The sequence below is a fragment of the Nocardia sp. NPDC004722 genome (assembly GCF_053601505.1).
On the sequence record NZ_JBSGBY010000303.1, the window covers coordinates 1 to 10,123 of the forward strand.

11 protein-coding genes, 1 tRNA gene and 1 pseudogene are annotated in these 10,123 nt (G+C 67.7%); 7 read left to right on the plus strand and 6 right to left on the minus strand.

The window, feature by feature from the left end:
- The coding region (locus ACWELQ_RS26390) for a class I SAM-dependent methyltransferase (RefSeq protein ID WP_452399738.1) at positions 1-673 on the plus strand (673 nt) is incomplete at its 5' end.
- 15 nt (positions 674-688) lie between these two features.
- Positions 689-1,531: an acyl-ACP desaturase gene (locus ACWELQ_RS26395; protein WP_452399739.1), complete on the plus strand. Its 843-nt coding sequence runs from the start codon at positions 689-691 to the stop codon at positions 1,529-1,531.
- Positions 1,532-1,619: 88 nt separating this feature from the next.
- Here ACWELQ_RS26395 and ACWELQ_RS26400 read toward each other — a convergent pair whose 3' ends face one another.
- Positions 1,620-2,087 (minus strand): PaaI family thioesterase, encoded by a 468-nt coding sequence (locus tag ACWELQ_RS26400; RefSeq protein WP_452399740.1) that lies wholly within the window; start codon positions 2,085-2,087, stop codon positions 1,620-1,622.
- A gap of 153 nt (positions 2,088-2,240) precedes the next feature.
- Between ACWELQ_RS26400 and ACWELQ_RS26405 the strand changes: the two genes are divergently transcribed.
- Positions 2,241-3,470, plus strand: a complete 1,230-nt coding sequence (locus tag ACWELQ_RS26405; protein WP_452399741.1) for a cytochrome P450 family protein — start codon at positions 2,241-2,243, stop codon at positions 3,468-3,470.
- 4 nt (positions 3,471-3,474) lie between these two features.
- Positions 3,475-3,879 (plus strand): SRPBCC family protein, encoded by a 405-nt coding sequence (locus ACWELQ_RS26410; protein ID WP_452399742.1) that lies wholly within the window; start codon positions 3,475-3,477, stop codon positions 3,877-3,879.
- A 25-nt stretch (positions 3,880-3,904) separates the two neighbouring features.
- On the opposite strand, the gene ACWELQ_RS26415 is transcribed toward ACWELQ_RS26410, so the two are convergent.
- The 5 genes and pseudogenes from ACWELQ_RS26415 to ACWELQ_RS26435 form a co-directional block, all read right to left on the minus strand.
- On the minus strand, positions 3,905-5,104 hold the full coding sequence (locus ACWELQ_RS26415) for an FAD-dependent oxidoreductase (protein WP_452399743.1): 1,200 nt from the start codon (positions 5,102-5,104) through the stop codon (positions 3,905-3,907).
- Between the two features lie 214 nt (positions 5,105-5,318).
- Positions 5,319-5,391: transfer RNA gene (locus ACWELQ_RS26420), tRNA-Arg, on the minus strand.
- Between the two features lie 132 nt (positions 5,392-5,523).
- Positions 5,524-7,533: a WD40 repeat domain-containing serine/threonine protein kinase gene (locus tag ACWELQ_RS26425; RefSeq protein WP_452399744.1), complete on the minus strand. Its 2,010-nt coding sequence runs from the start codon at positions 7,531-7,533 to the stop codon at positions 5,524-5,526.
- A gap of 166 nt (positions 7,534-7,699) precedes the next feature.
- Positions 7,700-8,209, minus strand: coding sequence for an MmyB family transcriptional regulator (locus ACWELQ_RS26430; RefSeq protein ID WP_452399745.1), 510 nt, complete (start codon positions 8,207-8,209; stop codon positions 7,700-7,702).
- 67 nt (positions 8,210-8,276) lie between these two features.
- Positions 8,277-8,516: pseudogene (locus ACWELQ_RS26435) on the minus strand (helix-turn-helix domain-containing protein); the annotation flags it as partial.
- An 85-nt stretch (positions 8,517-8,601) separates the two neighbouring features.
- On the opposite strand from ACWELQ_RS26435, the gene ACWELQ_RS26440 reads away from it, so the two are divergent.
- Genes ACWELQ_RS26440 through ACWELQ_RS26450 form a run of 3 tightly spaced genes read left to right on the plus strand, consistent with a single transcriptional unit; the run spans position 8,602 to position 9,815 of the window.
- A complete protein-coding gene (locus ACWELQ_RS26440) occupies positions 8,602-8,733 on the plus strand; it encodes a hypothetical protein (RefSeq protein ID WP_452399746.1) in 132 nt (43 codons plus the stop codon).
- Entirely contained in the window at positions 8,730-9,140 is a 411-nt protein-coding gene (locus tag ACWELQ_RS26445; protein ID WP_452399747.1) for a nuclear transport factor 2 family protein, read from the plus strand. The genes ACWELQ_RS26440 and ACWELQ_RS26445 overlap by 4 nt, the downstream gene beginning before the upstream one ends.
- A 60-nt stretch (positions 9,141-9,200) precedes the next feature.
- Positions 9,201-9,815 (plus strand): NAD(P)-dependent oxidoreductase, encoded by a 615-nt coding sequence (locus ACWELQ_RS26450; RefSeq protein WP_452399748.1) that lies wholly within the window; start codon positions 9,201-9,203, stop codon positions 9,813-9,815.
- Positions 9,816-10,123 lie beyond the last annotated feature (308 nt).

The window sequence follows — 10,123 nt, forward strand, 5'->3', positions numbered from 1 at the left end:
CCTCGGCATCCAGGGCGGGGAGCGGCTGCTCGACATCGGCTGCGGCTGGGGCTCGCTGATCCTGTTCATGGCCCAGGAGTACGGCTGCGAGACGCTGGGCATCAGTCCCGCGCCACGCCAGCACGACTACATCGCCGCGCAGGCGCTCGCGCGCGGCGTCGAACGCCAAGTGCACACGCGGGTAGGGCATTTCGAGAAGCTCGAGCTGCCCGCGGGCAGCCGGGACGCGGTCACCATGCTCGGGTCCATCGTGCACATGCCCGACCTCGACGAGGTGTTCCGCCGCGCCCGCACGGTGCTGCGCCGCGGCGGCACCCTCTACGTCTCGGAGAGCTGCTTCCGCAATGCCGCGGCCCGCCGGGCCTTCGACGAGCGGGCGGGCACCGAGTTCGTGCGCTCCGACATCTTCGGCTGGGGCGATCTGCGGCCGCTGTCGGACCTGGTCACCGCCGCCGAGGACGCGGGCTTCACGATCACCTCCGTCGACGATCTCACCGACCACTACCGGCGCACCATCGAGGACTGGATCACCAATGTGGACGCCGCCGCCGAGGCCATCGACGCGCGGCAGCCGGGGCTGGCGGGCAACCTGCGGCACTACCTCGAGGTCGCCAACGCCGGATGGGGTTACACCACCAAGCATTACGCGCTGGGCTGCCGCAAGGCCCGCTGACCGTCAGGAGTATCGATGACCATCGAATCCGCACTGCTGCCGGTCGGCGAACTGGTGGCGGCGGTGGACGGCTTCCTGGCCGCCTCGCCCGCCGCCCGCGCCTGGGATGTGGAGACCGCCTTCGACTGGGCCGACGCCGACGCCTCACGGCTCACCGAGGGGCAGCGCTCGGCGGTGCAGTTCGTCACCTACATCGAGGATCACCTGCCGGGGTATTTCGACGTGTACCACCGGTTCTTCCCCGTGAACGACAGTGTCGAACTGCCCGCGTTCATCCACAATCGCGAGCTCTACCATTTCACGGTCCGGTGGGCGCTCGAGGAGGACACCCACGCCCGCGCGCTCAACCGGTATCAGGTGGCCTCCGGGATCGCCGAAAGGGATTCGCTGCGTGCGGAATTGGCGGTGGAGGGCCGGAAGCCGTTCGACCTGCCCTACGAGCATCCGGTGCAGTTCTTCGCCTATGCGCTGGTGCAGGAGAAGGCCACCCAGATGTACTACCACCAATTGCGGGACGTCTGCGGCGATCCCGTGCTCGGGGCGGTGCTGAGTCGGCTGGCCCGCGACGAGGCGCGCCACTTCAGCTTCATGGCCGACGTGGTGGGCCGCTACCTGCGGGTGCAGGGCGACGCGGCGGTCGAACCCATCCGGGACGTGATCGCGGGATTCCGGATGCCGCTGTCGGACACCCTGCGCGGCTACTGGCGGTGGGCGCTGCGCATCGCCGAGGTCGCCGACTACGACCACACCGAGGCGTACGAGCATCTGCTCAAGGTGATCGACCGGGCCGTGGACGCGCGCACCGACCGCGTCGACGAACTGGCCCGCTTCATCGGGCAGTGCCGCGCCCTGGCCTGACCGGGTCAAGGCCCTGGTCTGACCGGGTGAAGCAGAAGCCCGGCTCCCCTTGTGAGCCGGGCCTTTTCGCTGCCCCTTCGTGCCCGGCTCAGCCCTGCGGGCCGAGCACCAGGACGGTGGTGGAACCGTGTGCGATGAGCTTGCCGTCGGCGTCGGTGATGCGACCCTCCGCGGTCGCGGTGCGGCGGCCCACGTGCACCGCGGTGGCCTCGCACGTCAGCCGCTTGCCGTCGATGGCGACCGAGCGGATGAAATTGACCTTCAGTTCGAGGGTCGTATAGGCGGTGTTGTCAGGCAGTTTCGTGAACACGGCGCTGCCCATGGCGGTGTCCATGAGGGTGGCGATCACGCCGCCGTGCACGGTGAACATGGCGTTGATGGTGGCCGGGTTCGGGTCCAGGTGGTAGCGGGTGAAACCGTCCCCCGCCGCGTCGAGCCGGATGCCCAGCGACGCACCGACTCCGAGCTTCTCGTCCAGTCCGCGCTGGAATACCTCGGTCAGTTCGCCGACGCGCGACGCGACGGTGTCGTTCACCTTGATGCCGTTGCTGGTCATGGGTCATCCTCTCTGGACTTCGATGTCCCCGAATTCGACCAGTCCCGGGTGAATTCCGGTTCACCACAACCCATTCCATTCCGATCTCCGATCGGCTGATCGGCATTTCCCGCGCGCCCGCGCCCCGGACGCCCCGCCGAATAGGGTCACGCCATGGCCGACATCGACGCCCCCGACCGGATCGAGACCATCGGCCCGGACTTCTTCGCCGACCCCCACGCCCACTACCGCCGCTGGCGGGAACGCGGCCCCGTGCGCCGAGTTCGCTTCCCCGACGGCATCGTTCGCTGGGTGGTACTCGACCACGCCGCGGGCCGCGCCGCCCTCAGCGATCCCCGCCTGTGCAAGGACGCCGCCGCGACCGATGCCCTGCTCAGCGCCAAACGCGGGACGGCCCCGTCGGATCCGAGCGCTCTGGCGCTGCTGACCCACATGCTCAATACCGATCCGCCCGGGCACACCCGGCTGCGCAAGCTCATCACCGGAGCCTTCACCCCGCGCCGGATCGCGGCGTTGCGACCGCGCATCGAGGAGATCACCGCCGAGCTGCTCGACGCGCTCGAGGGCCGGACCGAGGCGGATCTGTTGCGCGAGTTCGCCGAACCGCTGCCGATCACGGTGATCTGCGAACTCCTCGGCATCCCGCTCGCCGATCGCGCCGAGTTCCAGGCGTGGACCCGCGCGCTGCTGGCCGTCGCCGGTCTCGAGGAGGATCGCGCCCGCGCCTCCCGGGCCATGGCCGCCTACCTGACCGCGTTGGTGCGCGCCAAACGCCGACGGCCCGAAGCGGATCTGCTGTCCGCGCTCGCCGTCCCCGCCGACGACGGCGACACCCTCACCGAACCCGAACTGATCGGCATGGCGTTCCTGCTGCTGGTCGCGGGCCACGACACCACCGTCAATCTCATCGCCAACGGCCTGCGCGCCCTGCTGCTCGCCCCGGACCGCCTGCACGCCCTGCGCGCCGACCCGGACCTGATCCCGGCCGCCGTCGAGGAGTTCCTGCGCTACGACGGCCCGGTCAACCTGGCCACCGTCCGCTACACGACCGAACCTCTCACCATCGCCGAAACCACCATCCCCACCGGCGAATTCGTCTACATCGCCCTCGCCGCCGGCAACCGCGACGAAACCCGCTACCCCGACCCCGACGCCCTCGATCCCACCCGCGACGCCGCCGGCCACCTCGCCTTCGGCCACGGCATCCACTTCTGCGTCGGCGCACCCCTGGCCCGCCTGGAGGCCCGGATCGCCTTCACCGCCGTGCTGTCCCGCTTCCCCGGCCTGCGGCTGTCCCCGACCCCCGCGACTTGGCACCCGAGCACCCTCATCCGCGGCCTCCTCGAACTCCCGGTGCTGCTGACCGACGAAATGAAAGGATAGTGGGATGACTTCGATCACCCGAGAGATCGTCATCGACGTAGCGCCGAGCGAAGTATGGGCGGTGGTCTCCGACTTCGTCGACGGCCCGTCCCGCATGGCCCCCGGCCTGGTCACCACCAGCATCGACCTGGGCGAGGGCATCCGCGAGGTGACCTTCGCCCACGGCACCGTGGTCCGCGAACGCCTCATCACCCTCGACCACGAAGCCCGCCGCTTCGTCTACTCGGTCTTCGCCGGTACCCCGACGCCGCTGCACGACAACGCGGTCATGCAGGTATTCCCCCACGGCGACAACGCAACCCGCCTCGTCTGGTCCCGCGACATTCTCCCCGACACCCTGGCCACCCCCTTCACCGCCACCATGGACCGGGGACTGAGCATCTTCAAGAAGACGATCGAATCCGACTGACCCGCGACCGCGATGCCAGCCCTGATCAGTTGTTGGCGCGTTGGATGGCCCGGCGGACCAGGGTGCGGATGCCGGGGAGCCCGATCGCGCGCAGCGCCATCTCACCGGCCCACACCTGGGCACGGGACGACGGAGCGAATCGGCTGATTCCCTTCCGGGCCAGTGCTTGCCGTTTGCGCACTTCCGGGCGCAGTGCCGTTTCCCAGGCAGCCAAGGCGGCGGGAATGTCGTCGCCGTGTGCCGCCAGCGCACTGCCGAGGCGGTCGGCACCGTCGAGGGCGAGGGCGGCGCCGTACCCGGCGAATACCGTGACACACCAGGCCGCGTCGCCGAGCAGAACGACGCGGTCACGACTCCAGCGATCCATCACGATCTGGCCCACCGAGTCGAAATAGACAGTGGCGGAATCCAGTTGGCCGAGGGCTTCGGCGACGCCGCCGCCCAGATCCCCGAACGCCTGCTCGAGCGCGGACTCAGCGCCGAGACCCAGTTCCGCACGCGGGTCGAGGCAACGGTAGGTGAAGAACGCCGAAGACCGCTCGGGCCCGAGGTTCATCACCGCGGCGGTACGGCCGGGGCCGATATGGGTGATGCCGAACCCATCGGAGATGTGTTCGGGAACGGCGCACAGCGGAAACGCGCCGACCACATGGCCCAGATCTACGAAATAGGCTGCCTCGCTGCCGAATACGAGTTCACGGACCCGGGAGTGCACCCCGTCCGCGCCGACGAGGAGTTGGCCGTACAGGCGGGTGCCGTCACTGAGAGTGACCACGACTTCCGCCGGGGTCTGGACGATTTCACGCACCGTGGTACCGAAGCGAATATCGGCGATGTCCGCCACGGCGTCATACAGCACCGACTCCAAGTCACCGCGAAACAAGCTCAACGCCCGTTTCCCGACGGCGGCCTCGGTGACATCGGAAGGGATCCGGAACTTTTCCCGCCCATCCGCGTGAACGAGCACCGAGGTGAAGAACCCGACATCGCGCCGACTCAGCGCCGGTACCAACCCGAGCCTCTCGGCAGCGTCATATCCGGGCCCATGCAGGTTCAGCAGGTAACCGCTGCTACGACGACCAGGCGCACGCTCAACCACAACCACCTCCCAGCCTTCCTGATGCAACCGCAACGCAGCAGCCAAACCGGCGATCCCGGCACCGACAACGAGCGCTCGCCTGCCCGACGCCTCCGCCTGCTGCGCAGCGCTTTCAAACCCTTCCATCACAACTCCCGGGTAGCAGTGTTGTCAGCGAAAGCCATCCGCCAGCCATCGCCATACGTCAACTAGTAGTTGACGCTAAGCAATACGTCAACTATCAGTTGACGCATGCCACCACAACCCCAACGCCACCCACCCGCAGACGCCGATCATTGCCGCGCAGACTAATCCGCGAACCGGGTCATCAGCCGAATTGAGTGAACGACTGTTCGTGCAGTGCCCCCGGCAGGATTCGAACCTGCGGCCCACGCTGTAGAAGAGCGTCGCTCTGTCCCCTGAGCTACGAGGGCAGCCCCCATCCGAAACATACCTGCTTCTCTGGGAGCGGAACAGGATGAGGATGTCCGCTCCTGCCTGCCGTCAGCGCTGATCGAACCGGCCGCATACCGTGACTGCCGTTCGGGGACCGGTGCTGAGGCGGCCTAGGCGCGCAGGCGCCATAGCTGCACTTCGTGTTCCACGTGACTGCCCGAGGCCAGCTGAGTGCCGTCGGGACTGAAGGCGAGCGCCTCCACCCTGCTGTTGTGCCCGGTCAGAGGAGACCCTTTGGACTGGTCGGCTCGCAAATCCCAGAGCCGGATCGTCGTGTCGGTGCTGCCGGTCGCGAGGGTGCTGTTGTCGGGGCTGAAAGCGATGGCGGTCACGGCGTCGGTGTGGCCGGTCAGCGGGGACCCCATCGGCTGACCGGTTCTGGTATTCCACAGCCGGACCGTTTTGTCATCGCAGGCCGCGGCCAGCACGGTGCCGTTCGGGCTGAGTACCGTCAGGGTGATCGTCGGGCCGGCCGACAGCGTCACTCCGGATTCGGCAGTATCCGTATTCCACAGCTGAACGCCGCGGTCGCCGTAGCCGGACACGGCGGCCGTGGTGCCGTCGGGGCTCAGGACACCCTCGTGGCCTGTGATGGAGATCTTCCCGGATCTCCGATGTGTCAGGGGATTCCAGAACGTCACAGTCGATGAACCGCACGTGACCAGCGTGCCGTTGTCGCGGAACGCAATCGACTCGGCATACGTCTGGTCCAGCATGTCGCCGAACGGAACGGCCGTAGCGCTCGTACCTTGGGACCACGCGATTTGATAGTCGTTCCCGTAAGGCTGCCGGGTACGGGTGTCCCAAATCCGCATTCCCGAACCGAAATTGACGGCCAGCAGTGTGCCATCCGGGCTGAACGCCACAGATTTCACTGCGTTGGAGCTTGTTTCGAAGCGGTCCAGCCCCGGTCCCATCGACGCCCGAGTCGGCAAGGTCCACAGATGGGTCTTGGCGTCGGAGTCGCCGACGGCCAGCATGCTGCGATCCGGACTGTAGGCAATCGCCTTGGCGCCACCGGCGAGACCGGTGAGCCGGCCGTCGGGTACCGCGACCGGTTCGGGGGAACGCAAGCGGGTCGTGCCCAGATAGCCGGCGACGCCGAGCACGAGTGCCGCGCTGCCGCCGATCACCATGCGCCGCCGCGTGATCGGACGCGCCACCGATCGCCGCGCCTCCGGTATGGCGACGTCGATAGCGGTCCGCTCCGATTCGGCCGAGGCACGATCCCGGGTACCGGCCGGCCCGGCGCTGATCGTGGCGGGCGGGGAATCGATCGGCACGGTCGCCGTAATCGCTTCGGTCGACGCTTCCGCAAGGGCGGTACAGCTCGGGTATCTGTCGACCGGGTTCTTGGCCAGAGCTTTCGCGATCACCGCGTCCAAGGAGGTCGGCAGGCCGGGACGAGCACGGCTGGGAACCGGCGGCGGGTCGTTCAGGTGCGCGGCGATGACCGCGGCCTGGCTGGCGCGGGGGAAAGGCGGTGTGCCGGTGAGTAATTCGAACAGCGTACAGCCGAGTGAGTAGATGTCGCTGCGGTGATCGGCCGGCCGGTCCGCGAACCGCTCCGGCGCGGCGTAGGCGAGGGTAGCCGCGACGACCGACATGGTCGCGGTGTCGTCGAGGGCGCGTGCGATACCGAAATCGGTCAGCACTGCGCGCTCTCCGTGTCGCGGATCGAGCTCGATCATCAGGTTCGCGGGTTTGACATCGCGGTGCAGCACACCGTGATCGATCGCGAAATCCAGAGCGTGCGCGGCGTCGGCAATCAATCGCACCGCCCGGTCGGCGGCCAGCCCGCCCGGCGTCGACGCGACCAGCGAGGCGGCGTCGACCCCCTCGATATACCGCATCGACAACCACAGAGCCTCGTCCTGCGGCCGACTGCGATCGTAGACGGGCACGATATTCGGGTGATCGAGCCGCGCGACGAGTTCCGCCTCACGGTCGAACGCGCTGCGCGCCTTCGTATCCGCGGCCAGCGAATCAGCGAGGACCTTCAACGCGACGAGCCGCGTCAGCCTCGGGTGACGCGCCAGATACACGGCACCCATTCCGCCGGATCCGAGCAACCGCTCCACGGTGTAACCCGCCAGCACCGTCCCCGGTCCCAACAGCACCACAACCTCCCTCCCACTCCCCGCACCGTATCAACGAAACCGGGGCCCACGCACCCCTACCGATCAGGGTCGGTACGTGACAGTGGCTGATAGCGATTCATTCCTCCGCCCGCCAACTCGGATCCCGGCGAAAACGAATCCAGCACAATGGAATACAACTGCGGTGTCAGATATATCCGGCCAGAACCTCACGTGCCGGGCCGGTGGCCATGGGCGGGTCCGCCGTGAACACCACGGCCCTCAGGTCGCCGTCGGGAATATAGACGGTGTCGCAGTCCAGTGCGATCTGCCCCAGATCCTCATGCTGCAGCAGCATTCGGCTGTCGTACTGCCCGGTGGTGGGCGTGCTCGCCCAGAGTTCGGCGAACACGGTGCTGGCGCGCTGGAGGTCGGCGGTCAAAGCCTCCAGGTCTTCGTCCGCGGGGTATCGGGTCTTGGCCGCATGCAACTCGGCCACCAGCAGGCGCTGGAAGCGCGCGTCGTCCTGCGGCGACCGCGTCACCCGGCCGCCCTGGCCGACGAACACCCGCCAGGGGATGTTGCCCTCGCGCGGGTGGAGTGAGGGCACCCCGCAGGCCAGCGTTTCCCACGCCCGGTTCCAGCCGACGACCGTCCACGTGGCGTCGAGCACGCACACCGGCGTGCTGTCTATCCGGTCCACGAGTCGGCGCGCCATCACTGAGCCGCCGTGGCACCCGCCCGTCCACCGGCGCGTAACCGGCCAGCGCACACAGGTGCTCGTACTCCGCCCTGCTCACCCGGAGTGCCCGAGCCAAGGCGTTCAACACGCCAGGCGAAGGATGTCGGCGCCCCTGCTCCATCCGTTTGAGGTAATCCGTTGACACCCCGGCCAATTCGGCGAGCTCTTCACGGCGCAGGCCGCCCGTGCGCCTGCGGCCGTGACTGGCGACGCCCACCTGTTCGGGCCGGGTGCGTTCACGTCGCTCTCGCAACACCGTTCCCAAAGTGTTCGCGTCCGACATGGCCGAAGAATATCAGCGGCATCGCCACCAGCAGGGGACAAGCTGGCCCCCGCTACGGCGGCCGAAACCCGGAAGGGTGAGCACCATGATTGATGTCAACCAACTCGCCGACCGGGTCGTTGTCACCGAGACCGTGGCTCGTTTCGCCCCTCTCGCAGGCAATCCCGAGCTTTACACGATCGCCGCGGGGTCCGCGGACAAGGCGGGCGTGAAATGAGTGCGTCGACCGACGAAGTGCGCGCCGTTCCGTTTCGCATGGCCGCCGCGATGTCCGATCGTGACGTCGAAAAGCTGGTGGTCAATTACACCGACGACTTCGACTGCGTGGTGCCGGTGCACCCTGATCGCTCCTTCCGCGGTGCCGACCAGGTTCGCGCGAACTACACGATGATCTTCGCTCGGTATTCGAACGGCCTGGACGCCCGGGTCATCGACTCCGTGGTGGACGGTGACCGGGTGTGGACGGAGTGGGAGATGATCGGAACGCGGGCCGACGGGGTCGTCGAGATCATCCGCGGCACAGTCATCATCCGGATCGAGGACGGCCGCGCCGCAGCGGTCCGCTTCTATCTCGATCCGGTCGATGCCCCGGATACATCGGCGCAGCTGAACATCCTCGCCTGAATTCCGGCTCGGCAGACGAACCGAAACATCCTTCGCATTGACCCCGAGGAGTCGATTTTCATGCAGCTCACCGTTCTGGCCGCGTCCGGCCCCACCGGACTCTCCCTCACCCGGCAGGCACTCGAACGTGGCCATACCGTCAGGGCCATCGCCCGCAACCCGGACCGGATCACCGTTCCGGACGCCCCCGGCCTGACCAAGATCGTCGCGGACGTATTCCACACTGACGAGATCGATTCGGCGCTCGAAGGCAGCGAACTGGTGCTGTCCGGACTGGGTGTGCCCAAGGGGACGAAGCCGGGCGTGCTGACCGCGGGCGCCCGGTCGGCGGTGGCGTCGGGCGCCCGCGTCATTTGGCTGGGCGCGTACGGCACCGGCCCCTCTGCCGCGGTGGCAAGCACCCTCAACCGGCTGGTCCTCAAAGGACTCGGTGCGGAGGTCGCCGACAAGGTCGAGTCGGACGCCGTGGTCACCGCAGCCGGCGGGACGGTTTTCCACGCCGGACCCCTGTCGAACAAACCGATCAGTCCGGACCGGCGCACCGTCGGCCTCGATGCCTCCCCCAAGAGCATCCTCCGAATCATGGTGAGCCGAGGCACCGTTGCCGCCGCGATGCTCGACGAAGCGGAGAACCCGCAGTTCCCCGGCCAGATCGCTGTCCCACTCACGCGCTGACCCCGAAGCCCCATGCGCGGCCCGCCCGCAGATCGCTCACCCCCCCCCCGCGGGATTCGAAGACCCCTCGGTCCGTGTCACAGTCAGGGGGGATAGCCCCGGCCGATGCACCCACGAAAAGCAAAGGTGCAGGGACACTTCGATGATCTCCGGGCCGGATGTACCGCCGACAGCGGATTGTTCCGGGAGGGGCATCAAGAACTCATCAGAGCACGAACCCGAGAGCCCAGGTTTCCACAGGTTGGGCCTACGGTCCGAGTTCGTCCGCCCATCACCGTAAGTCGTTTTGTATCAAGCGGTTCGGTCGG

Coding starts and splice junctions, on each gene's coding strand:
- ACWELQ_RS26400 (WP_452399740.1), bottom strand. CDS start 2,087: ATGACCAGCAACGGCATCAAGGTGAACGACACCGTCGCGTCGCGCGTC.
- ACWELQ_RS26445 (WP_452399747.1), top strand. CDS start 8,730: ATGAGTGCGTCGACCGACGAAGTGCGCGCCGTTCCGTTTCGCATGGCC.
- ACWELQ_RS26395 (WP_452399739.1), top strand. CDS start 689: ATGACCATCGAATCCGCACTGCTGCCGGTCGGCGAACTGGTGGCGGCG.
- ACWELQ_RS26440 (WP_452399746.1), top strand. CDS start 8,602: ATGATTGATGTCAACCAACTCGCCGACCGGGTCGTTGTCACCGAGACC.
- ACWELQ_RS26410 (WP_452399742.1), top strand. CDS start 3,475: ATGACTTCGATCACCCGAGAGATCGTCATCGACGTAGCGCCGAGCGAA.
- ACWELQ_RS26405 (WP_452399741.1), top strand. CDS start 2,241: ATGGCCGACATCGACGCCCCCGACCGGATCGAGACCATCGGCCCGGAC.
- ACWELQ_RS26415 (WP_452399743.1), bottom strand. CDS start 5,104: ATGGAAGGGTTTGAAAGCGCTGCGCAGCAGGCGGAGGCGTCGGGCAGG.
- ACWELQ_RS26450 (WP_452399748.1), top strand. CDS start 9,201: ATGCAGCTCACCGTTCTGGCCGCGTCCGGCCCCACCGGACTCTCCCTC.
- ACWELQ_RS26430 (WP_452399745.1), bottom strand. CDS start 8,209: ATGGCGCGCCGACTCGTGGACCGGATAGACAGCACGCCGGTGTGCGTG.